General features: G+C 69.9%; 22 protein-coding genes and 1 riboswitch. Of the genes, 13 read left to right on the plus strand and 9 right to left on the minus strand.

Annotated features, from left to right (window positions below):
* Complete coding sequence (locus ABH926_RS09640) at nucleotides 1-411, plus strand: thioredoxin family protein (RefSeq protein ID WP_370365056.1); 411 nt, start codon at nucleotides 1-3, stop codon at nucleotides 409-411.
* Nucleotides 412-520: 109 nt separating this feature from the next.
* Complete coding sequence (locus ABH926_RS09645; protein WP_370365057.1) at nucleotides 521-1183, plus strand: Uma2 family endonuclease; 663 nt, start codon at nucleotides 521-523, stop codon at nucleotides 1181-1183.
* Between the two features lie 15 nt (nucleotides 1184-1198).
* Here ABH926_RS09645 and ABH926_RS09650 read toward each other — a convergent pair whose 3' ends face one another.
* A complete protein-coding gene (locus ABH926_RS09650) occupies nucleotides 1199-1600 on the minus strand; it encodes an SseB family protein (RefSeq protein ID WP_015797365.1) in 402 nt (133 codons plus the stop codon).
* Between the two features lie 200 nt (nucleotides 1601-1800).
* Between ABH926_RS09650 and ABH926_RS09655 the strand changes: the two genes are divergently transcribed.
* From ABH926_RS09655 to ABH926_RS09680, 6 genes are all read left to right on the plus strand, one after another.
* A complete protein-coding gene (locus tag ABH926_RS09655; RefSeq protein WP_370365058.1) occupies nucleotides 1801-3630 on the plus strand; it encodes an acyl-CoA dehydrogenase in 1830 nt (609 codons plus the stop codon).
* 63 nt (nucleotides 3631-3693) lie between these two features.
* Nucleotides 3694-4401: a class E sortase gene (locus ABH926_RS09660; RefSeq protein WP_370365059.1), complete on the plus strand. Its 708-nt coding sequence runs from the start codon at nucleotides 3694-3696 to the stop codon at nucleotides 4399-4401.
* Between the two features lie 98 nt (nucleotides 4402-4499).
* Entirely contained in the window at nucleotides 4500-5366 is an 867-nt protein-coding gene (locus ABH926_RS09665) for a hypothetical protein (protein ID WP_370365060.1), read from the plus strand.
* Nucleotides 5367-5626: 260 nt separating this feature from the next.
* Nucleotides 5627-7240: a hypothetical protein gene (locus tag ABH926_RS09670; protein ID WP_370365061.1), complete on the plus strand. Its 1614-nt coding sequence runs from the start codon at nucleotides 5627-5629 to the stop codon at nucleotides 7238-7240.
* Between the two features lie 202 nt (nucleotides 7241-7442).
* Nucleotides 7443-8450: a hypothetical protein gene (locus ABH926_RS09675; protein ID WP_370365062.1), complete on the plus strand. Its 1008-nt coding sequence runs from the start codon at nucleotides 7443-7445 to the stop codon at nucleotides 8448-8450.
* Nucleotides 8447-9490 (plus strand): hypothetical protein, encoded by a 1044-nt coding sequence (locus ABH926_RS09680; protein ID WP_370365063.1) that lies wholly within the window; start codon nucleotides 8447-8449, stop codon nucleotides 9488-9490. The genes ABH926_RS09675 and ABH926_RS09680 overlap by 4 nt, the downstream gene beginning before the upstream one ends.
* Before the next feature lie 55 nt (nucleotides 9491-9545).
* Here the strand turns inward: ABH926_RS09680 and ABH926_RS09685 are convergent, their stop codons facing one another.
* Together ABH926_RS09685 and ABH926_RS09690 are read right to left on the minus strand one after the other, a co-directional pair.
* Nucleotides 9546-10445, minus strand: a complete 900-nt coding sequence (locus ABH926_RS09685; protein ID WP_370365064.1) for a fructosamine kinase family protein — start codon at nucleotides 10443-10445, stop codon at nucleotides 9546-9548.
* Between the two features lie 132 nt (nucleotides 10446-10577).
* On the minus strand, nucleotides 10578-10976 hold the full coding sequence (locus ABH926_RS09690; protein ID WP_370365065.1) for a phage holin family protein: 399 nt from the start codon (nucleotides 10974-10976) through the stop codon (nucleotides 10578-10580).
* Between the two features lie 391 nt (nucleotides 10977-11367).
* On the opposite strand from ABH926_RS09690, the gene ABH926_RS09695 reads away from it, so the two are divergent.
* A complete protein-coding gene (locus tag ABH926_RS09695; protein ID WP_049871922.1) occupies nucleotides 11368-11982 on the plus strand; it encodes a MarR family winged helix-turn-helix transcriptional regulator in 615 nt (204 codons plus the stop codon).
* Nucleotides 11983-12381: 399 nt separating this feature from the next.
* Complete coding sequence (locus ABH926_RS09700; protein ID WP_370365066.1) at nucleotides 12382-12606, plus strand: hypothetical protein; 225 nt, start codon at nucleotides 12382-12384, stop codon at nucleotides 12604-12606.
* Between the two features lie 281 nt (nucleotides 12607-12887).
* On the opposite strand, the gene ABH926_RS09705 is transcribed toward ABH926_RS09700, so the two are convergent.
* The 4 genes from ABH926_RS09705 to ABH926_RS09720 all read right to left on the minus strand — a co-directional run bounded on the left by ABH926_RS09705 (nucleotide 12888) and on the right by ABH926_RS09720 (nucleotide 15787).
* The gene (locus ABH926_RS09705; protein WP_370365197.1) at nucleotides 12888-14390 is read right to left on the minus strand and encodes an SPFH domain-containing protein; all 1503 of its coding nucleotides are present in this window, start codon (nucleotides 14388-14390) and stop codon (nucleotides 12888-12890) included.
* Between the two features lie 230 nt (nucleotides 14391-14620).
* Complete coding sequence (locus ABH926_RS09710; protein ID WP_370365067.1) at nucleotides 14621-14860, minus strand: helix-turn-helix domain-containing protein; 240 nt, start codon at nucleotides 14858-14860, stop codon at nucleotides 14621-14623.
* The gene (locus ABH926_RS09715; protein ID WP_370365068.1) at nucleotides 14860-15504 is read right to left on the minus strand and encodes a hypothetical protein; all 645 of its coding nucleotides are present in this window, start codon (nucleotides 15502-15504) and stop codon (nucleotides 14860-14862) included. The genes ABH926_RS09710 and ABH926_RS09715 overlap by 1 nt, the downstream gene beginning before the upstream one ends.
* An 85-nt stretch (nucleotides 15505-15589) precedes the next feature.
* Nucleotides 15590-15787 carry a hypothetical protein gene (locus ABH926_RS09720; RefSeq protein ID WP_370365198.1) on the minus strand — a complete coding sequence of 66 codons (198 nt, stop codon included), beginning with the start codon at nucleotides 15785-15787 and terminating at the stop codon, nucleotides 15590-15592.
* A 64-nt stretch (nucleotides 15788-15851) separates the two neighbouring features.
* Nucleotides 15852-15960, plus strand: a riboswitch (TPP riboswitch).
* On the opposite strand from ABH926_RS09720, the gene thiC reads away from it, so the two are divergent.
* The 3 genes from thiC (at nucleotide 15952) to ABH926_RS09735 (ending at nucleotide 19104) form a co-directional block, all read left to right on the plus strand.
* A complete protein-coding gene (gene thiC, locus ABH926_RS09725; RefSeq protein WP_370365069.1) occupies nucleotides 15952-17742 on the plus strand; it encodes a phosphomethylpyrimidine synthase ThiC in 1791 nt (596 codons plus the stop codon). (Overlaps the previous riboswitch by 9 nt.)
* 166 nt (nucleotides 17743-17908) lie before the next feature.
* Nucleotides 17909-18451 carry a DinB family protein gene (locus ABH926_RS09730; protein ID WP_370365070.1) on the plus strand — a complete coding sequence of 181 codons (543 nt, stop codon included), beginning with the start codon at nucleotides 17909-17911 and terminating at the stop codon, nucleotides 18449-18451.
* A 71-nt stretch (nucleotides 18452-18522) separates the two neighbouring features.
* A complete protein-coding gene (locus tag ABH926_RS09735; protein ID WP_370365071.1) occupies nucleotides 18523-19104 on the plus strand; it encodes a hypothetical protein in 582 nt (193 codons plus the stop codon).
* A 61-nt stretch (nucleotides 19105-19165) separates the two neighbouring features.
* Here the strand turns inward: ABH926_RS09735 and ABH926_RS09740 are convergent, their stop codons facing one another.
* Nucleotides 19166-20020: a hypothetical protein gene (locus tag ABH926_RS09740; RefSeq protein WP_370365072.1), complete on the minus strand. Its 855-nt coding sequence runs from the start codon at nucleotides 20018-20020 to the stop codon at nucleotides 19166-19168.
* A 281-nt stretch (nucleotides 20021-20301) separates the two neighbouring features.
* A complete protein-coding gene (locus ABH926_RS09745) occupies nucleotides 20302-21195 on the minus strand; it encodes a metallophosphoesterase family protein (RefSeq protein ID WP_370365073.1) in 894 nt (297 codons plus the stop codon).
* Nucleotides 21196-21433 lie beyond the last annotated feature (238 nt).

Here is a 21433-nt window from a genome sequence, read left to right on the forward strand (position 1 = left end):
ATGGAAGCGCCCACGGACCTGTTCGACCCCTCGCGCGACCCCCGCGCCGACCTGGCCGAGGCCCGCCAAGCCGCCGCCAAGGACGGCAAGGACATCCTCCTGGCCCTGGGCGCCCGCTGGTGCCCGGACTGCACCGCCTTCGAGGACTGGACCCGCGACCCCGACGTGGCCGAAGTCCTGGCCCGCGACTACCACCTGGTCACCGTCAGCGTCGGCACCGAACGCGGCCAGCGCGACCAGAACGCCGACATCGACGCCGACTTCAACCACCCGATCGCCGGCGGCATCCCGTCCCTGTCGGTCCTCAACCCCGAGGGCAAGATCCGCTTCGACTCCGCCGACGGCGAGTTCGCCCGGGCGCGGAAGATGAAGCCGGCGGACCTTCTGGACTTCTTGAAGTACGGGCGCTGACAAACGGATTAGTCCGAACAGGTGATTGAAGTGCATTCGCCTGCGGTGACCGACTGGCTACGCTGAACTTATGGAGTCAGATCGAGTTCCACCAGAAGGTTGGTCTCCCATGAGCGTCGGCTTTGTGGAGGTTCCACTCCCGGACTCGCCGTACGAGATGTGGATCCGCGGCGAGCTTGAGGGTTATCTCGGCCTGCCGGAGGGCTTCCGCGCCGAGATCATCGAGGGGGACATCGTCGTGTCGCCTGCCGCTCGCTTCACGCACAACAGGATCGCCGCACGCATCGCTGCCGCATTCGTGCGGGCATCGGACGCCGACCCGGAGTTCCGGTGGGAAGCGGTGCCCAACACCGGCGTCGGAGAGCCGGAGTCCAAGGGCTGGATTCCGGATGTGGCCATCGTGGACAACAGGCGCGGCGACGAAGCAGCCGAGGCGGGGCTGGTGGTCATCGGCCCGCGCGACATGGCCATGGCCGTCGAGGTCACTTCGCCGTCGAACGCCGATCACGACCGTGAGCCCGGCCCTCAGCACCGGCGCAAGAACGGTAACCGGATCATGAGCAAGTGGACCGACTACGCGTCCGCCGGGGTCGAGTTCTACCTGCTGGTCGATGGCGACCCGCGGGTCGCGCGAGCCATCCTCTACTTCGATCCGAATCCGGAGACGAGCCGCTACGAGTCCGCGATCGCGTGGGACCTGGGCGAGCCGATCGTGCTGCCCGAGCCCTTCGGCCTGACCATCGACACCGCGGACTGGAAAATCTGGTCCTGACCAGCGTTCCGCGGCCTAAGCCCCGTACAACCGCTGCATCGCGTAAGCCGTCATCTGCTCGATCGCCTTCGCGTCGAACACGATCCGGTGCTCCCCCTCGATGTCCAGCACGATCCCGTACCCGGTCGGCAGCAGGTCCAGAACCTCGCCGCCGGTCACGGTGAAGTACCGCGACTCCTCGCCGGAGTAGGCGCGCAGCTCGGTGAGCGAGCTGAACATGGGGATCACCGGCTCCGGGGTGTCGTGCAGGGCCAGGAATCCCGGCTGTTCGCCGCGCGGGCAGTAGATCTTCGCGCTGTTGAACACCGTGTAGAAGTCCTCGGGGCCCATCACGCCGCCGGTGAACGCGCGGATCGCGTCGCTCAGGGCGGGGTTGGCCACCTGGGACGGCGGGGGCTCCTGGGGATAGCCGTACACGTCACGAGAGCCTACCCGCCGCTCGAGGTGCGGCGCACGGCGCCGGCGTGATCGACCTCACCGCCGCCCCCGGCGAATAGGGCGAGGTCCGGGCTTGCGGCTAGTTACCAGCGGGTAGCATCCTGGGGAGAGCTTATTACTCATCAGTACGACCGGAACGTAAACCCTGAGCCGGTCCGGGACAGCGGGAGCCTACGGCGATGAGCCACTACAAGTCGAACCTGCGCGACATCGAGTTCAACCTCTTCGAGGTGTTCGGACGCGGCGAGGTCTACGGGACCGGCGAGTACGCCGACATGGACGCCGACACCGCCAAGTCGATCCTGGCCGAGGTCGAGCGGCTGGCCGTGGACGAGCTGGCGCCGAGCCTGCTCGACTCCGACCGCAACCCCCCGATCTTCCACCCCGAGACCAACTCGGCCACCCTGCCGGAGAGCTTCAAGCGCTCCTACAAGCAGTTCATGGACGCCGAGTGGTGGCGCCTGGGCCTGCCGGTCGAGCTCGGCGGCACCCCGACCCCGCGCACCCTGCGCTGGTCGGTGGCCGAGCTGGTGCTGGGCGCGAACCCGGCGATCTGGATGTACTCCTCCGGCGCCGACTTCGCGACCGTGGTGTGGAACCTGGGCACCGAGGAGCAGCGCAAGGTCGCGCGGCACATGGTCGAGGGCCAGTGGGGCTCCACCATGGTGCTCACCGAGCCGGACGCCGGCTCCGACGTGGGCGCCGGCCGCGCCAAGGCGATCCAGCAGGCCGACGGCACCTGGCACATCGAGGGTGTGAAGCGGTTCATCACCTCCGGTGAGCACGACCTGAGCGAGAACATCATCCACCTGGTGCTGGCCCGCCCCGAGGGCGCCGGCCCCGGCACCAAGGGCCTGTCGCTGTTCATCGTGCCGAAGTTCGACTTCGACTGGGAGACCGGCGAGCTCGGCGAGCGCAACGGCGCCTTCGTCACCAACGTCGAGCACAAGATGGGCCTGAAGGCCTCCACCACCTGCGAGGTCACCTTCGGCCAGGCCGGCGTGCCGGCCAAGGGCTGGCTGCTCGGCGAGGTGCACGACGGCATCGCACAGATGTTCAACATCATCGAGTTCGCGCGCATGATGGTCGGCACCAAGGCCATCTCCACCCTGTCCACCGGCTACCTGAACGCCCTGGAGTACGCCAAGCAGCGCGTGCAGGGCGCGGACCTGGCCACCACGGGCAAGGACGCGCCGCGCGTCACCATCACGCACCACCCGGACGTGCGCCGCTCGCTGATGACGCAGAAGGCCTACGTCGAGGGCATGCGCTCCCTGGTGCTGTACACCGCGACCTTCCAGGACGCGATCGAGCAGGCCCGGGCCGCCGGCACCGAGGACAAGAACGCCGAGCGCATGAACGACCTGCTGCTGCCGATCGTGAAGGGCTACGGCTCGGAGAAGTCCTACGAGCAGCTGGCGCAGGCGCTGCAGATCTTCGGCGGCTCCGGCTTCCTGCAGGAGTACCCGCTGGAGCAGTACATCCGCGACGCCAAGATCGACTCGCTGTACGAGGGCACCACCGCGATCCAGTCCCTGGACCTGTTCTTCCGCAAGATCGTGAAGGACGGCGGGGTCGCGCTGAACGGCCTGAACGAGGAGATCACCAAGTTCCTGGCGGCCGACCCGGGCGGTGCCGAGCTGGCCCGCGAGCGCCAGCTGCTGGCCACCGCGCAGGCCGAGGTCGGCGCGATGCTCAAGGCGATGCTGGACAAGGCCGGGGAGTCGCTGTCGGACTCCAGGCAGCTGTACGTCGTCGCGCAGAACACCGTGCGCTTCCTGTTCGCGCTCGGCGACGTGATCGTCTCCTGGCTGCTGCTGCGCGGCGCCACGGTCGCGCAGGCGGCGCTGGCCGACGGCGCGGCGGGCCGCGACGTGCCGTTCTACACCGGCAAGGTGGCCGCGGCGAAGTTCTTCGCGCAGAACACCCTGCCGCTGCTGGCCGCGCAGCGCGCGATCGTCGAGGCGACCGACAACGCCCTGATGGACGTGCCGGAGGAGGCTTTCTAAGAAGCCTGACGGGGACGAGAAGCCCCTTCGCATTTCACGGAGTCGCCCCTACTCTGCGCCACTATGGCGAGGGCAGGGGCGATTCTGCGTGTCACGGTCCGGACGGTCGGCGAACTGCTGGTCACCTTCTCGGTGCTGTTGGCGCTGTTCATCGTGTATCAGCTCTATTACACGAACGTGGTCGGCCGGCAGGCGATGAGCCACGAGGTGGCCTCCATGCGCCGGCAGTGGACGACCGCTCCGCCCCCGCGTCCGGCGCCCCCGGCGCCGCACGGCGAGTCCGCCCCGGTGGTGGCGCCGCCGCCGCCCGCGGTGCTGCACAACGGCGACGACGTCGCGATCCTGCACATCCCGCGCCTGGGCTCCGGGATCGGCGACGCCGGGATCCCGGTGCTGGAAGGCGTCGGGCTGGACATCCTGAACAAGGCCACCGGCCACTACCCGGGCACCGCGCTGCCGGGCCAGATCGGCAACTTCTCGGTCGCCGGCCATCGCAAGACGCACGGCGAGCCGTTCCGCCACCTCGACGAGATGCGCGCCGGCGACCTGGTCTACGTGGAGACCGCGCAGGCCTGGTACACCTACCGGATCGATGCCGATCCGGTGATCGTGCAGCCCACCGACCTCGGGGTGGTGGACCCGGTGCCCGGCGAGCCGGGGGTCCGGCCGACGCGGAGTCTCATCACCCTGACGACCTGCAATCCGTGGTGGTCCTCCACCCAGCGGATGATCGTGACCGGCCATCTGGTCGCCACCGGCTCGCATCCGTAGCTGTCTGACGATCCATCAGATGACTATTGACACTCCGTCAGATTGCTTCCTCAATGACTAGGCAGTTTCGATCTGCCGTTCGATGTCAGGAGGCATCCATGGATCGTCAACAGACGCATGCAAAGCGCATCAGCGGACGGGTGGCCGCGCTCGGCGGCGCGGTCACGGTGGCCGCCGCGGCCCTCGCGGTCTTCGCGCCGGCCGCCGACGCCGGCACCACGAGCGTCTCCTACACCAGCTGTACCAGCAGCAATCCCCAGCTCTCGGCGCCACCGCCGAACTACACCTCGCAGGTGACGCTGACACCTCAGGGTTCTTCGTTCCAGGTTGGCAAGGCGATCTCGATCACCTGGCACTACTCGATCTCCACGGCGCCGGGGCCGGTCGGGATCCCGGTGGCGAACGTGGCCACCGCGAAGGCGAAGATCCTCATCAGCGGCGCGGCGAGCTCGACCGTCACCACCGGGTCGTCGGCGAACTTCCCGCCCGCGCCGGTGGCGGCCGGCGGGACGTTCCAGATCCCTGACATGACCGCCACCTTCACGCCGACCGCCGCCGGGACGTACAAGCTGACCCCCGGCGACAACGAGCAGGACATCACGCAGTTCAGCCTGGTGGTGGCGTGCAAGGGCGCCGCGTCCGGTCCGGCTGCGACGATCACGGTGGCGCCGGCATCCGGCGGGGGCGGGGGCACCCCGACGTCGAGCTCCAAGCCGTCCACGTCCGGCAGCTCGAGCGCTTCAGGCGGCTCCTCGACGTCGAGCACCGGTTCCGGGGGCTCCACCGGTTCCTCCAGCACCGGCACCGAGGCCGGTTCGGGGACCGGCTCCAGCAGTTCCACCACGGGCGTCCTGCCGCACACCGGCTTCGACGGCCGGTGGCTGGCCGGCGGGGCGGTCCTCGCCGCCGTGCTCGGCGGGACGGGCCTGTACGCCACGCGCCGCCGGCACGGGAGTCACGGCTGAACCGAAAAGGCCTGATTCACCCGCATTCCGCGCCGTCCGGCAGCCGGGGTTCGAACGTGCGTATTGACTTCGCATCCGCGCTGCCCGTGAATATCTGACGCTCCATCAGAACCGGTGTGCGACAACCCACCCCTGCGGGCCGCCGGCCCGTGGGTTTGTCACCCCCTCGTAGAAAGAGGGCACCACCAGTGAGACAAGGGTTCGGATCAAGACACAGAACCAGACCGGGCAGGGCCATCGCCCTGGCCGGCACCCTCGCCGTGGCCCTGGCCACCGCGACGGCCCTGGCCCCGGCGGCCGCGGCCGGTACGACGACCGTGAACTTCGGGAGCTGCACCAGCAGCAACCCCGGACTCGCGGCGCCGCCGCCCGACTACAGCAGTCAGGTGACCCTGACCCCCTCGGCGAGCACCGTCGCGGTCGGGTCGCCGGTCACCATCACCTGGCACTACTCGCTGTCCACGGCACCGGCCCCCGGCATCCCGATCGCCAACGCGGCCACCGCGAAGGCGCAGATCGTGGTGGGCGGGGCGGCGAGCAGCACCCTCACGGCCGGGCCCTCGGCATCGTTCCCGCCGGCGCCGGTCGCCACGGGCGGGACGTTCCAGATCCCGGACTTCACCGCCACCTTCACCCCGACGACCGCCGGCACGTACACGTTCACGCCCGGGAACAACGAGCAGGACGTGGCGGCCTTCGGGATCGTGATCCAGTGCACCGCGAGCGGGGCGAGCTCGGCGGCCACCATCACCGCGACCAACGCCTCGGCGTCGGTGGGCAGCGCTTATGTGCGGCCCGGCGGAACGGTGAGCTTCACCGGGGCCGGCTGGATCGCCGGGGAGACCGTCACCCCGTCGTTCACCGACAGCGCGGGCACCGCGACCGCCGGCACGGCGATCACCGTCCCGGCAGGCGGCGCGATCTCCGGGTCCATCGGAGTTCCCGCCGCGGCGGCCACCGGGGCCGGTTCGCTGGTCCTGACCGGCAGTACCAGCGGCGCGGTCCCGACCGCGGTCACCGTGCTGGGCGCGCCGACGCTGAGCGCGTCGCCGTCGTCCGGCGGCCCGGGCACCGTCGTCGGCCTGTCCGGCGGCAACTGGGATCCCGGCGCGACCGTGGCGGTCAGCGGCGTGGACGCGTCCAACAACCCGGTCGGCTCGCCCTCGACGCTGACCGCGGACGCCTCCGGGCACCTGTCCGGCAACTACACGGTGCCCAGCTCCCCGATCGCCGCCATCGGCGCCGCGGAACTGGTCGGCGGCGCGCCGAGCACGACTCTGCGCGCGGCGGCGGCGTTCACCTACGCCGGCAACTCCTGCACCGCGGACGCGGCCGGCGCGGCCGTCTCGGCGACCGGGACGTGTTCGGTGCCGCAGAGCGCGAACGTGGCCGTCACCGGCGGGCCGTTGCAAATGCAGGAGAACACCGGAGCGGTGACGTTCCCGGGCGTGACCCTGAACGGCACCGTGCACAACCAGACCGGCGCGCTCCAGCAGGTCGACGTCCAGGACTTCCGTGGCACCACCAACGGCTGGGTCCTGAACGCCACCATGTCCGACCTGGCGCTCACCGGCGGGCCGTACGCCAACACCGGTGCCGCGCCGATCCCGGCCGGCAACGTCTCGGCGAGCGGTCTGAGCTGCACCGGCAACCCGGCCGGGAGCACGCCGTACCCGTCGACCCCGACGGCCGGCTCCGGCGGTGCGCTGAGCACCACCACCGCGATCACGCTGTGCTCGCAGGCAGCCGGCGGGACCAACCCGCCGACCGTCACCGGTGGCGACTTCCTGGTCGGCGCCGGGCTGAATCTGAAGGTCCCGGCGTACGTGCTGCAAGGCACCTACACCGGCACCGTCACCATCTCCCTGCAGTGACGCGCGCAGCGCTGATCTGAGTTCGCTGGAAACGGCAGGGAGGCAAGGGGCTGCCGGTGGGGCGAGGTCCATTCGCCCCACCGGCGGCCACAGCCATGAGTACCACACCGGGCGACTTGCCGAGGAGATCGTCGTGGGGGAGAACAACGTGGTCCGTCGCAGTGCCCGCGCCCGCGCCCGCGCGGCCGCGGTGTTCGCGGCTGTGGCGCTCCTCGTCGGCGTCTCAGCCGGTTTCGGCAGTGGAACCGCCGCCGCGGACCCGACGCCGAGTCCTAAGCCGCCGTCCAACGGTTCCTGGTGGGTCCAGCCGGCCCCCAAGCCCGGAGCGGCCGCCGACACCCGCCAGTACTTCATCCTGGAGGGGCGCCCCGGCACCACCCTGCAGGACGGCCTGGCGGTGTCCAACTACACCGACCACCCGATCACCTACTACGTCTACGGCGCCGACGGCTACAACACTCCCAGGGACGGCCAGTTCGCGCTGCGGGACCATGGGTTTGCGATGACCGGCGTCGGTGCGTGGGTGCGTACTGCGTTCCCCACGGTCACGGTCCCGGCGCGTACTTCCACCGTCGTGCCGATCTCCATAGCCATTCCCTCGGACGCCTCCCCCGGCGATCACGTCGGCGGCGTCTCCGGCATGGACACCGCGGTGGAGAGCGTCCAGCAGCAGGGCAACGTACAGGTCGGCATCAAGCGGGTCGTCGCAGCGCGGCTCTATGTTCATGTCGACGGGCCGGCAGTGGGCGGGCTAACCGTCACCGACCTGAAAGTCGCGGGATCCGCATCATTCCCGGCCTATGTGAGTGACAGTGACGGAACGGTTACTGCAACCGTTACTAATAGCGGCAACTTGCTGGAGTCCCCTAAAGCGCATCTCCATGCGACGGGAATCTTCGGCACGCTGATAGACCGGACGGTTCAGCTTCCGCAGATCCTTCCCGGACAGAGCATCGATTTTTCACAGGTCTGGAAGAACCTTCCGCCCTTTGAGATCGGAACTCTGCATCTGGATGTCACCGACGGCACCGCCTCGCCCCCGGTGACATCGACGGCGGCGGTGTCGGTGACCCTGATTCCCTGGCTCAGCCTGCTGGTCGTCGCCGGGGTGGTGCTCGCGGTGCTGGCGGTGCTCGTGTTCTGGCGCCGACGCGGGATCCCGCTCCCGGCCCGGCCCCGGCGGGAGCCGTCGAAGGCTGCCGCGCCGTGATGCGCCGCCTGGCCGCGGCCGGTGCGACGGCGCTGCTCATCGCGGGTCTCACGGCCCCGGTCACCCGGGCCGACGCCGGCGCCGACGGCCCCACGCTGGCGCTGTCCAAGACCACGGCGAAGCTGGGGGAGTCCATCAGCGTGACCGGGAGCGGGTTCCCCATAGGGGCCCAGCTGCAGGTGGAGATCTGCGGGATCGGGGGGTCGTCGAACTCTTGTGCCGTCGCGGCGGCGGTGCCCGCGACCGCGAACGCGCTCGGCGGCTTCCGCCAGAACCTGCCGGTGGTCGAACCTCCGACGCCGTGTCCCTGCACCGTGCACGTGACCCCGTTCGCGGGCACGGCCGCCGACCCCGTGGACGCCCCGATCAGCATCCCCGGCCTGCGCTACCTGCCGCAGGACGCGCCGCCGGCGGCGGCCGGCACCGCGAAGCTGCTGACGGCCGCCTCGGTCGGCGACTCGCCGTTCCTGACCCAGCTCGGCGCGGACGGCTCGGCGCGGGTCACGGTGACCTTCGCCAACTTCGGCGGCGGACCGGCGCCGGACCCCGGCGTGGTGCTGACGGTGTCGCGCGGTGCGAAGGTGGTCGGCCGCTACCCGGTTGCCTGGACCGGCGGACCGCTGGCGGTGGGCGGGCGCCGGACCCTGACCTGCGAGCTCGCGCTGCCCGGCGGCTGGTTCCGCGACTACGGGATCGGAGTCGCGATCGGCGGCGCCGACCGGCCGATCACCGTCCGCACCCTGTCAGCGGCCGTACGGCCCTGGGGCGAGCTCGTGGCGCCCGCCGCGCTGCTGTTCGGCATCGGGTGCCTGTTCGCGGCCCGCAGGAGGCGCTACGAGCCGGTCAGGGGTCTTCCGGTACGTCCGGGCGGCGCCGCGGGCCGCAGGAGCGGTGCGGCCGTCCCAGAGCCCTTCCCGGGGCCCTTCTCAGGACCGTTCTCGGCTGTGGAACCGGCGACGCTGGGGATCGTCCTGGCGGGCCCAGACCTCGAAAACGCGACGGCTGAGACGCCTGAGACTGCTGAGAACGGGCCCTCATAACCGGGCGGGGCGCCCGACCGCTCCGGTCCCGGCGCCGCCGAGCGCCCGCATCGCCCTAGCGCAGCCGCTCGGCCAGTTCCCGGGCCACCGAGGCGGCCCGCACCCCGTAATCGGATCCGTAGAGCGCCGCGTGTACCAGCAGCGGATGCAGCTGGTGCAGAGGGACGCGCTCCTGCCAGCCGTCGGCCAGCGGGTGCACCTCGTCGTAGGCCGCGATGATCCGGTCCAGATACGGGGGCGGGAACAGCGCCAGCATCGCCAGGTCGGTCTCGCGGTGGCCGCCGTGCGCCGCCGGGTCGATGAACCAGCCCTCGCCCCGGCCGTCCCACAGGATGTTGCCGCTCCAGGCGTCCCCGTGGATCCGCGAGGGCCGCTCCTCCTCGCCGGCCAGGAAGTCGATGCGGGTGCAGACCTCCTCGATCACCTGTGCGCCCTCGGCGTCCAGGTGGCCGCGGTCGCGGGCCAGCCGCACGTAGGGCAGGACCCGGCGCGCGACGTAGAAGGTGGCCCAGTCCTCGTCCCCGCGGTTGTCCAACGGCAGGACCGCGATGTAGCCCGGCCACTCGGCGCCGAAGCTGTGCGCGCCGCGGGCGTGCAGGGAGGCCAGGCGCCGGCCGAACTCCTCGGCGCCGTCGGGGGTCGGGCGGCCCGGCGCGATCCAGGAGGTGACCAGGATGTCCTCGGCCACGCCCAGGACTTCGGGGACCCGCACACCGCCGGAGGCGCCGTCGGCGCCGACCGCCTCACGCAGCCAGCGCAGGCCCGCCGCCTCGGCGTCGAAGTATCCGGGACCGGCGACCTTCTCCGCGTGCTCGAGCGTCTTGACGAACGCCGCCCCGCCGCTGAAGAACTGTATGCGGTACGTCTTCCCGAAGGAGCCGCCTCCGATGGCGGCCACGCCGAGCACGGCCCTGTTCAGCAGGGCGGCCACGCGGTCCGCGACAGTACTCGCCATATGGCGATCGTAGCCGCAGGTGACGGCTCTGCCGGACGAGTAAGTCCGAACCGCCCCGGTTTGTGTCCAGGAGTTTTCAGCGATTATGGCGAAACGGCTCACCTCATGCCCGCCCGGACGCCGCCGCCGGTTCTAGCGCTTGACGTCGTCCGGGAGCATCGCGTGCAGGGCTATGGAGACCACGCTGATCACGAACGCCCCGATCAGCGCGGCCGCGACGCCGTCCACGTGGAAGCGCACGTGATAGTGCTCGCAGATCTTCGAGGTGAGCAACAGCATGAGCGCGTTGATCACGAAGGTGATCAGCCCCAGGGTGAGGATGAACAACCCGAACGTGGCGATCTGCACCAAGGGCTTCACCAGTGTGTTCACCGCGGCGAAGACGACCGCGACGATCAGGATGGTGAGCACCTTCTGCTTGGTGGCGTCCGGGGCGTTCGGATCGACCACGATCTTCACGCCGGACACCACCAGCGTGGTGACCCACAGTGCGACCCCATTGATACCGATCTTCAGCAGCAGCTTCTTCACCGCGGCATGCTCGCACGGGCCCATATCGGGAGTCGAGGGCTTGACACGGAGCCGTTCTTCATCAAGAACGGAACATGAAAGCCACTTCGTCGGGTCCGGACGGACACCCTCCGCGTTCCTTGATGCGCTCACTGTGGCGTAAGAGGACTTCGAGGGGACTCGCCGGGCTTGCCGAGGTCACAGCTTTCTAAGAAATCGACCACCGGTGCCGCGCAATTTCCCGTGTACCCGTACTCTGGCAAGCAGACGGTGACTGGAATCCGTCATCGTCCACTGATGTCGCCTGATCGGCGGATGCAGAAGGCTGGTTTCACGCCTGGCTATCAGGGTCGGTATCCCACGAACGGCCCTGAATTGGTTCATGAAGGGTTTTGCCGGATATGCTCACACCATGACTGCGGTGGAACAGCGGCTCGGCCACAAGGTCAAGAGCCTCGAACAGGAACTCAGCGGGGCCAAGGACGCCGTGCTTCGGCCGATGGGCGTGACGGTCCCCCAGTACACGGCCCTGCTCGTCATCAATGACGAGCCCGGCATCAGCGGAGCGGAGCTGGCCCGGCGTTGTCTGGTCACCCCTCAGACGATGACCACGGTCCTGGGCAACCTGACCCTCAAGGGCTACATCGAGCGCCGCTCGGTGCCCGGCCAGGGTCGCGCCATGGAGACCACGATCACCACGGCCGGCAAGCGGATCCTGGCCAAGGCCGACAAGGAGGTGCTGGCCGTCGAGAAGACGCTGGCCGGCACCATGGCGGTCAAGGACCAGGCCACGTTCGCCAAGCTGCTGGACCAGGCGCGCGCCCCCTTCACCAAGGAGGAGGCCGCTCCGAAGCCGGTGAAGCGGGCGGTGCGGACCACGGCGAAGAAGACCGCGAAGAAGGCCCCGGCCAAGAAGACCGCGGCGGCCAAGGCCGCCCCGGCCAAGAAGGCGGCGGCCAAGAAGACCGTGAAGAAGGCGGCCGCGAAGAAGACCGCCAAGAAGACGGCCAAGAAGACCGCGCGCTGAGCCACTCGGCTCACGCGCGGCGACAATCGGCAAGATCCCTGCTAGTAGGGCCCGGCGCTCAGGCGCCGGGCCCGAAGGATTGCAGGGGTCTTTTTTCGTTGGGGGCGGGTATGGGGGCGGCGCGGGGGCGAAGCACATCAGTGCACTGTTCGCACATCAGCACACTGAGCAACATCGGCCCCGGGTATCTCAACATCCTCAAAAGCAACTTCGGTCGCTCCCGCACCACCCGACGCAGTGATCCCAACGGCTTCCCGGCGCCGGACGGTCCCCTCCTCAGCCGCTTGCCAACGCGACATATCGCGTGGTTACCTGGGAACTAGAAGACTCGGCCACGACGTTGAGTGGTACGGGACCTACGGTTCCGGCAGAAAACGACAAGGACAAGGTGGGGTCGTAATGCCCTTCTGGCTGAAGTGGGTGGCACTCCCGATAGCGGGCGTCGTGGTCGCGTTCTGGATCATCAGCGCGATCGTGGGCTTCATCCTGCACGGCCTGGTGACCCTGGTCATCGCGGCCGCCGTGGTGGGTGCGCTGTACTGGGGATACCACAAGGTCATGATGGAGATTCCGGCCTACCGCCGGAAGAAGCTGCGCGACAAGCAGCGCAAGGGCCTGTACTAGAAGGCCCGCCGGCCGACCGGGCCGGCGCGAACCGGGGGACAGGTGCGTGCTGTTGTGTCCCGTGCGACCAGTGTGACGCACGGGACACAAGGCGATCCCTGAGGCCGATGCGCTCTCGGGCAAACTGGTGAGACCCGCTGACGCGGGTCTCATCGGTGTTCCTTCCCCCTGGCAGGGCTTTTACTCCCCGGGGTGAACCAAGGTCCTGTGATCGCCCCGAAACGGGTGGGCCCGGCGGAAGCGAATCCGCCGGGCCCACCCGTTTCGCGCGCGGTGGCCGTCTACTCCGCGATCTCGACGGACTCCTTCTTCTCCGAACCGGCGGCCGCCCCGTTCTGCCGCGGCAGCTCCCGGCGCAGCGCCTGGTCGCCCATCGAGGCCAGCATCTGGCGCGCCAGGCCCAGGCCGGTGCCGCCCATCGTGAGGGCCTTGCTGAAGACGTCCGTGACGCCCTCGGCGCCGTTGAGCAGCACCATGTGCTCGACGTTCTCGAAGGACTTCGCGCCGGCCGCGACCACCATCGGCAGCTGCGAGACCAGCTGCTGGGTGATGATCGCCTCCTGGTGCTCGGCCAGCGCCTCGCCGCGGGCCTTGATCGCCTCGGCCTCGGCCAGGCCCTCCGCGCGCTTGGCGTCGGCGTTGGCCATGCCCTCGGCCCGGCGGGCGTCGGCGTCGGCCAGACCGCGCGCCTTGCGGGCCTCGGCCTCGGCCATGCCCTCGGCCTTGCGGGCGTCGGCGTCGGCCAGGCCGCGGGCCCGGCGCGCTTCGGCGTCGGCCAGCGCCTGGGCCTGCGCCGCGTCCGCGGACGCCTGGCCCAGCGAGCGCTTGGCCTGCGACTCGGCCTCGGCCGCGGCCTTGACCCGGGTGGCCTCGGCCGCCGCTCGCAGCTCGGTCTCCCGGGCCTGCGCCTCGGCCTCGTGGATCTTCGCCTCGCGCTCGGCCTGGGCCACGGTGACGGTCTCGTAGGCCCGGGCGTCCGCGGGCTTTCGGACCTCGACCTGCAGCTGCTGCTCCTTGCGCTGCGCCTCGAGTTCGGCGACCCGGGTCTCCTGGACCACGACGTCCTGGCGGGCCTGGGCGTCGGCCAGCGGTCCGGCCTGCCGGGCGCGGGCCTGCGCCTCCTCCACCTCGGCCTGGTAGCCCGCCTGCTGGATGCTGGCCTTGCGCATCGCCTCGGCCTTGCGGGCGTTGGCCTCGGCCTCGGCCTCGGTCGCGCTCTGGTCGGCGGCGGCCTGCGCGATGCGGGCGTCCCGGCTGACCGCCGCGGCGTGCGGCGCGGCCAGGGCCTTGATGTACCCGGTCGGGTCGTCGATCTCCTGGATCTGCAGCGAGTCGATGATCAGGCCCAGCTTCTCCATCTCGGTGCCGCTGGTGGCCCGGGTCTGCTCGGTGAGCCGCTCCCGCTCCCGGATCATCTCCTCGACGGTCAGGTTGCCGACGATGGAGCGCAGGTGGCCGGCGAAGATGTTGTGGACCCGCACCCCCATCTGCGCCTGCTGGTCCAGGAACCGGCGCGCGGCGTTGGCGATCGAGGCGTGGTCGTCACCGACCTTGAAGATCACCACACCCTTGACGTGCAACGGGATCCCCTGCCGAGTGACACACTCGACCTCCAGCCCGGACTCGTTCAGATCCAGCGACAGCCGCCGCACCACCTGCACCCCCGGCAGCACGAAGCTGCCGCCCCCGGTGACGATGCGGAACCCCAGCCCGTCGCTGCCCGCCCCGCGGTGCCGCCGCCCGGAGACGATCAGCGCCTGGTTCGGCTCGGCCACCCGCCACATGGCCTTGAACAGGAATACGAGCACTGCGATGAGGAGTACGACTCCCCCGATGATGACGTACGGAACGGCACTGGACACCGTTCACATCCTTCCCGTGTAGCCTCCGTACCCTGCGGAGTGCCAAGGAAGTTCTACTCCCGGCGGGAGCGGCTTAGAACGGCTTCGGCGTTTGCATCGCGCTTGCGTTTCTCACAGCGCGCTCACGGCCGGAACATGCATGCCTCACGCATTCATCCGCCCAGGTCGGGGCGGTAGCTGAGCAGGTCACCGGGCTGGCAGCCGAGCTCTCGGCACAGCGCAGTCAGGGTGCTGAAACGGATGGCCTTGGCCCGGCCGTTCTTCAGCACCGACAGGTTCACCACGGTGACCCCGACGCGGTCGGCGAGTTCGGTGAGCGTCAGGCCGCGCTGCTCCAGAAGGCGGTCCAGGTGCACGCCGATGAAGTGGACCTCGCCGAAGTCCTCCGGCATCAGACGACGCCCTCCAGGTCTTCTCGCATCGCGGTGCCGGCGGTCATGATCCGGGCCAGGGTCACCAAGGCTATCCCGGCGAGCAGGCAGGCCCAGACCGGCTGCCACGAGTGGTCCATGGGGCCGTCGGCCATGGATGTCCACAGCCTGCGCGAGGCGTAGATCTGGATGGTCGGGCGCAGCACCGAGTCCGCCAGCAGGAACCATCCGAGAAAGCGGAGCTTGGCTGCGAAGCCCGAGGAGTACGGACCCTGATTCCGAGCCCGTTGGAGCGCCAGGTAGGTGACCAGGACCGCGACAATCAGAGTCACAGTCCCCGGCAGGTTCTCCAGCGTGTACCACAAGCGTTGCCCCGCGGATGGGTTCTGTGTGCACAGGTTGACGTGCGTGGGGACCACCTCGATCCCGGCGTGCGGGCGGAGCAGCCAATTCCCGCTGTCACTGTCCAGGCCCATGTCTCCGGTGGCCACGCAGGGGACAGCGTCGTGCCCGTATCCGAAGAGGGTGCCGCCGCCGAACAGCGTGGTGACGGCGGCCCAGCCGTATCCCCCGACCACCAGACACACCGCCATTCCGCTGAGGGTCGTCAGGAGATCCAGCGGGTTCCGAACCTTGATCGTCCTCTTCTTCGCGACAGCGTCCACGCTCGTTCCCCCATATCGAAAGTCGATGGTATCGAGAAACGATGCCATCGATATTCGATAACCACAAGGGCCTGATTCGCCGGCCCTACATCAGCTGCTCCACGTACACCGTCCGCGGCGCCTGATACTCCACGACGACGACTATCGCCCCCTTGGCGATCTCCGTGTCCGGCGTCATCGCGTACGCGTGGAACGCCTCGCTCCCGCCGCGGATCTCCACCATCACCTCGCCGACGAGCCCCGGCGCGATCCGCCCCGTCACCCGGCCCTGCTTGCCGATCATCGGCGCTCCCGTCCCCATGGCATTGACGCGGATCACGGTACGCGCGCTACGCTGCGCACTGAAACCACATACACGCGGGAGCTCGGGCGAACCGGGCTGAGAGGACGGCTGGCGCCGTCGACCGCCGAACCTGTCCGGGTAATGCCGACGTAGGGAGCGCCGCCATGACGGCTTTCAATGACGTGTCCGCATCGTCTGAATCCTCCGATTCCTCTGCTTCTTCCGCTTCGAGCAAGACGTATCTGTCCTCCGCCGCGCGCGCGGACCTGCGCGTCCCGATGCGCGAGATCGCGCTGACCAACGGCGACACCGTCGTCCTCTACGACACCTCCGGCCCGTACACCGACCCCGAGGTGCGCACCGACGTCCGGTTCGGCCTGCCGGCGCTGCGCGCCGCGTGGATCGCCGAGCGCGGCGACACCGAGCAGTACGAGGGCCGGACCTGGCTGCCGACCGACGACGGGCTGAAGTCCGAGGACCTGCGCAACCTCGACGCCGTGTTCTCCGGCGGCCGCAAGCCGGTGCGCGCGGCCGCGGACGCCGGCGCGGTCACCCAGCTCGCCTACGCCCGCCGGGGCCTGGTCACCGCCGAGATGGAGTACATCGCGGTCCGGGAGGGCGTCAGCGCCGGGTTCGTCCGGGACGAGGTCGCGCGGGGGCGCGCGGTGATCCCGGCCAACGTGAACCACCCCGAGGCCGAGCCGATGATCATCGGCCGCCACTTCCTGACCAAGGTGAACGCCAACATCGGCAACTCCTCGGTGGCCTCCTCGATCGAGGAGGAGGTGGACAAGATGGTGTGGGCCACGAGGTGGGGAGCCGATACCGTCATGGACCTGTCCACCGGCCGCAACATCCACACCACCCGGGAGTGGATCCTGCGCAACAGCCCGGTCCCGATCGGCACCGTGCCGATCTACCAGGCCCTGGAGAAGGTCGACGGCAAGGCCGAGGACCTGACCTGGGAGGTGTTCCGGGACACCGTGATCGAGCAGTGCGAGCAGGGCGTGGACTACATGACCATCCACGCCGGCGTGCTGCTGCGCTATGTCCCGCTGACCGCCAACCGCAAGACCGGGATCGTCTCGCGGGGCGGCTCGATCATGGCCGCCTGGTGCCTGGCGCACCACGAGGAGAACTTCCTCTACACCAACTTCAGGGAGCTGACCGAGATCCTGGCGCGGTACGACGTCACCTACTCCCTCGGCGACGGCCTGCGCCCCGGCTCCATCCACGACGCCAACGACGCCGCGCAGTTCGCCGAGCTCACCACCCTCGGCGAGCTGTCGAAGATCGCGCGCGAGCTCGGGGTGCAGGTGATGATCGAGGGTCCGGGCCACGTCCCGATGCACAAGATCAAGGAGAACGTGGAGCTCCAGATGGAGCTGTGCGACGAGGCGCCGTTCTACACCCTCGGCCCGCTCACCACCGACATCGCGCCCGGCTACGACCACATCACCTCCGCGATCGGCGCGGCGATGATCGGCTGGTACGGCACCGCGATGCTCTGCTACGTCACCCCCAAGGAGCACCTGGGCCTGCCCAACCGGGACGACGTCAAGCAGGGCCTGATCGCCTACAAGATCGCCGCGCACGCCTCGGACCTGGCCAAGGGCCACGAGGGCGCGCAGCGCTGGGACGACGCGCTGTCCGACGCCCGCTTCGAGTTCCGCTGGGAGGACCAGTTCAACCTGGCCCTGGACCCGGACACGGCCCGCGCGTACCACGACGAGACCCTGCCGGCCGCCCCGGCCAAGACCGCGCACTTCTGCTCGATGTGCGGGCCGCACTTCTGCTCGATGAAGATCAGCCGGAACATCGCCGAGAAGTACGGCGAGGACATGGCGGCGGCCGGCGAGGGTGAGACCGCCGACGAGATCGCGGCCGGCATGCAGGCCAAGTCGGAGGAGTTCCTTGCCTCCGGGGCGCACGTCTACCTGCCGGTCGTCGACTGAGCCCGGGCCCGACCGGCCGGCCTACCGGCGGCAGAGCAGACAGGGCCCGCATATACCGGAGATGATGCGATATATGCGGGCCCTGTGTTGTGCCGACAGTGACCCACCATACACGGGTTTGCTAATGGCGTTGCCAGACTGGCCCGAAGGCCGAGACGCTGTGCCCATGTCTTCATCATCATCTTCGTCATCCGTGTGGACCGCGCCGATATTCGAGCGGCGGGAGAACGTCCCGTCCGACACCGAGCGCGAGAGCCTGGAGCACTACCTGGACTGGCACCGGGAGACCCTGCTGTGGAAGTGCGGCGGGCTCACCGGGGAGCAACTGGCCTCGCGGCCGCTGCCCAGCACCAGCCTGTCGCTGCTGGGCCTGGTCCGGCACATGGCGCTGGTGGAGCGCTGGTGGTTCCGCATCCAGTTCCTGGGCCAGAAGTCGCTGGAGGAGATCTTCACGACCGAGGAGGATCCGGACGGCGACTTCGACAACGGCACGGCGGCCAGCGCCGAAGCCGACTTCGCGGTGTTCGCCGAGGAGGCCGAGCTGGCCCGGCAGGCGTGCGTCCGGCGGGGGCTGGACGAGATGTTCGAGGGACGCCGGCACACGCTGACGCTGCGCTGGGTCTACCTGCACATGATCGAGGAGTACGCGCGCCACATCGGCCACGCCGACCTGCTGCGCGAGGCGATCGACGGCACGACCGGTGAATGAGTGAGCGCACGGTTCCCGGTCCCGTCCAGGTCCCGGCGTCGGCCTGAAGAGCCGCGGCTACTGTAGTCCCCATGCCAAGCCCCAGGCCTGCCAGCTGCACCCGACCCGCACTCTGCGCGACCGCGGTGCTCGCGCTGACCTTGTCCGTGACGCTGTCGGCGTGCAGCGGGGACTCCACCCCGCCGCCGTTGGCTCCGGTCGCGAGCGGTTCCACGAGCGCCGCCGGCGGCGCGACGGGCAGCGCCCAGGGCTTCGTGGTCCCCGGCGTGCCCGACCCCTGCGGGCTGATCACGCCCGACCAGGTGGTGCAGATCGCGCACCTGCCGGATGGTTCGAAGTCCGGGGCCATAGCGTCCACCAGCGGCGGCCGCAGCTGCGCCTACAACTCGGGACACCCGGACACGGTGACCATCTCGCTGACCGGGGTCACCAAGTCCGGCTTCGACGCGTTCCGGGCGACGATCCCGGCCGGCACCGTCAGCTCCGTGCCGGGCCTGGGCGACGAGGCGTACCGCAGCAGCCAGACGCCGGGGGTGATCGACGTGTACAAGAACGGCTTCGACCTGAACGTCGCGGTGATCCACGCCGACAGTTACGCCAGCGCCTCGGACGACGCCAAGGCGGTGGCGCAGGCGGCGGTCGGCAAGCTCTGATCCGGTCGGGGGGGTCCGAGCCCGGCGGTCTGGATGCCGCCGGGCGGGCCGAACCGGGCTGTTAGGACTTCTTCGACGGCTTCGGGGAGGCCGGGGAGGCCGGGGAGGCCGGCGCCGCGGGCGCGGCCGGGGCCGGCTTGTCCGGCACCGAGGGCAGCCCGACGAGCGTGTTCTGGTAGGCCACGACCTGCTGCCAGGCCCGGGCCTGCGCGTTGGCCGAGGCCAGGTTCGGCGGCAGCCACAGGTCCTTGATCTTCTGGGCGGAGTAGCCCAGGGCCTTGAGGTCGCTCTGGTTCGGCATCCACATGGTGGCGCTCGGCGCCGCGCTGCCGCCGGGGACCTCGCGGAGCTGGCCGTCCAGGGCCGCGTGGAACTTCGCGGCGTCCACGCCGGAGGCGGCGTAGAACTTGGCCTCGGCGCTCTGCTGCTGCGCGGTGGCGGTGCCGCTCTCGCTCAGGTCGGGCACGTAGCCCAGCCACGTGCCCGACCCGGTGCCGCGCCGGCTGGCGGCGGCCGGGAACCAGTAGTCCGCGCACGGACCCGCGCACGCGCCGTCGATCAGCAGGTTGAGCTTGCGGTCGTGGATGCTCTGGCCGATCGCCAGGCCCGAGGCCAGGTCGCCGCCGGTGACCGTGACGCGCACGGTGGTGGCGCCGGTGCCCAGGGCGGTGGCGAACTGGGTCGCGCTGTCCGGCGTCACCGTGCCGACCAGCTCCAGGGTGGTGCCCTCACGGGTCCAGTGCCCGGCGGTGTGGCCCTTGGTCACGGCGTCGGCGGTGGGCAGCACGCCGATCTTGAAGGGGTCGGCCTTCGAGGACGAGGTCGAGCAGCCGGCCAGCAGCGCGGCGGCGGCGACAGCCGTCAGGCTGAGGCCCGCGCACGCCGGGACCCCGCGGGATGTCAGGAATCTGCGCATACCGCCCATATTGGCGCCGCGCACGGCCCGGGCCGGGGAGACTCGCCGCCGCCGGGGGTTCGGGTCACCGTGCCGGTGGTGCTCGCACGGCCGGACGCCGGGAGGAAACACCGGTGCGGCCGGCATCGAAGCCGGGCAGGTTCAGGCGCGGCCGGCGGAATCAGCGTCACGCGGTCGGCCCGGCGCAATCATGGTCGTGCACCATCGGGCCCGGGCGGTGTCGCGCCCTCGGCCCTGCCGCGGTCCCCCGGTGCGGCGGTTCCCTCAGCCCCGCGGTTCCCTCAGCCCTGCGGCCGCGGCGGGATCGACGGCAGCGGGCTGATCAGGCACGGCCCGCCCAGGAACGTCCCGGTGTCCATGTTCACCGCGCGGCCCTCGGCGTAGATCATCGGGCCGGTGATGTCCTCGGCCGGGATGTCGAACACCAGCGGGATCGGCGAGTGCCCGTGCACGATCTGCGAGCCGCCGAACTCGGCCAGGAACTCCAGCGCGTTGGTGCCGTCGTCGGCGAAGGCGAAGCGCGCGGTCACCAGGTGGGTGAGCCGGTCCCAGGCCTCCAGGTCGGTGTGCTCGCGCAGCACCGCCTGCACCGTGGCGTTCACCGTGGCGATGTCGCCGCCGAGCTCGCGGTAGGTCACCGTGTCGGAGTGGATCAGCAGGTGGTCGTCGACCAGCGCCATCGCCGGCAGCGACTCCAGCCACTGCGCGTGCTCCTCGGTCAGCGCCCGCAGGTCCTTGGGCTGGCCGCCGTTGCCCAACCACCGCTCCTGGAACTTGTCCGCGCCCGGGCCGGTCAGCCGGTAGGACGCCAGCAGCATGACCTCGTGGTTGCCGAGCAGGCAGTCGACGCGGCCGCCGTGCTCCGGGGCCTCCTTCTGCAGCCGCATCACGGTGTCGATGACGCCGATGCCGTCCGGGCCCCGGTCGAACAGGTCGCCCAGGAACCACAGCCAGGCCGAACCGGCGGCCCACTGGCCGTCGGCGTCGGTGATCCCGCTGCGGAACAACGAGGCCTGCAACTGCTCGGCGCAGCCGTGCACGTCGCCCGTGACATAGACCGGCCCGGCGGGCACGGGTCCGTTGATCCCGACCGTAGCGTCGAGGGTCAGGTCCATGGTGTCGTCGATCTCCAGGGTCATGGCCATGGGGTCGACTTCGGGCGGCGGCGGCGTCATGCAGGCCAGGCTAACGACAATGTGGCTTGTAGGTACACATCGGTGGTGGCGTGGGTTCGCTAAGACGCCGCTGTCAGTGAATACCTCTGCGCCGGGCATGTACATCGGAGTACGGTCGGTGACGAGGAGAGTGGTCTTCAGTGGCGTTCAGAGAATTGAAGCCGACGAGGGCCTCGGCGGGGAGCAGTCTTAGGGCGGTCAACACCAGCGTCCAGTCGGCTTGGGCCGCTCAACGCCG

This window comes from Catenulispora sp. GP43 (assembly GCF_041260665.1).
GTDB lineage: Bacteria > Actinomycetota > Actinomycetes > Streptomycetales > Catenulisporaceae > Catenulispora.

Bases quoted from the DNA above. Each gene is read 5' to 3' on its own strand.
- ABH926_RS09685 (WP_370365064.1), bottom strand. From the start codon at position 10,445: ATGGCGAGTACTGTCGCGGACCGCGTGGCCGCCCTGCTGAACAGGGCC.
- ABH926_RS09695 (WP_049871922.1), top strand. From the start codon at position 11,368: ATGACTGCGGTGGAACAGCGGCTCGGCCACAAGGTCAAGAGCCTCGAA.
- ABH926_RS09700 (WP_370365066.1), top strand. From the start codon at position 12,382: ATGCCCTTCTGGCTGAAGTGGGTGGCACTCCCGATAGCGGGCGTCGTG.
- thiC (WP_370365069.1), top strand. From the start codon at position 15,952: ATGACGGCTTTCAATGACGTGTCCGCATCGTCTGAATCCTCCGATTCC.
- ABH926_RS09730 (WP_370365070.1), top strand. From the start codon at position 17,909: ATGTCTTCATCATCATCTTCGTCATCCGTGTGGACCGCGCCGATATTC.
- ABH926_RS09745 (WP_370365073.1), bottom strand. From the start codon at position 21,195: ATGACGCCGCCGCCGCCCGAAGTCGACCCCATGGCCATGACCCTGGAG.
- ABH926_RS09720 (WP_370365198.1), bottom strand. From the start codon at position 15,787: ATGATCGGCAAGCAGGGCCGGGTGACGGGGCGGATCGCGCCGGGGCTC.
- ABH926_RS09655 (WP_370365058.1), top strand. From the start codon at position 1,801: ATGAGCCACTACAAGTCGAACCTGCGCGACATCGAGTTCAACCTCTTC.
- ABH926_RS09640 (WP_370365056.1), top strand. From the start codon at position 1: ATGGAAGCGCCCACGGACCTGTTCGACCCCTCGCGCGACCCCCGCGCC.
- ABH926_RS09735 (WP_370365071.1), top strand. From the start codon at position 18,523: ATGCCAAGCCCCAGGCCTGCCAGCTGCACCCGACCCGCACTCTGCGCG.
- ABH926_RS09705 (WP_370365197.1), bottom strand. From the start codon at position 14,390: ATGTGGCGGGTGGCCGAGCCGAACCAGGCGCTGATCGTCTCCGGGCGG.
- ABH926_RS09645 (WP_370365057.1), top strand. From the start codon at position 521: ATGAGCGTCGGCTTTGTGGAGGTTCCACTCCCGGACTCGCCGTACGAG.
- ABH926_RS09710 (WP_370365067.1), bottom strand. From the start codon at position 14,860: ATGCCGGAGGACTTCGGCGAGGTCCACTTCATCGGCGTGCACCTGGAC.
- ABH926_RS09660 (WP_370365059.1), top strand. From the start codon at position 3,694: ATGGCGAGGGCAGGGGCGATTCTGCGTGTCACGGTCCGGACGGTCGGC.
- ABH926_RS09740 (WP_370365072.1), bottom strand. From the start codon at position 20,020: ATGCGCAGATTCCTGACATCCCGCGGGGTCCCGGCGTGCGCGGGCCTC.
- ABH926_RS09665 (WP_370365060.1), top strand. From the start codon at position 4,500: ATGGATCGTCAACAGACGCATGCAAAGCGCATCAGCGGACGGGTGGCC.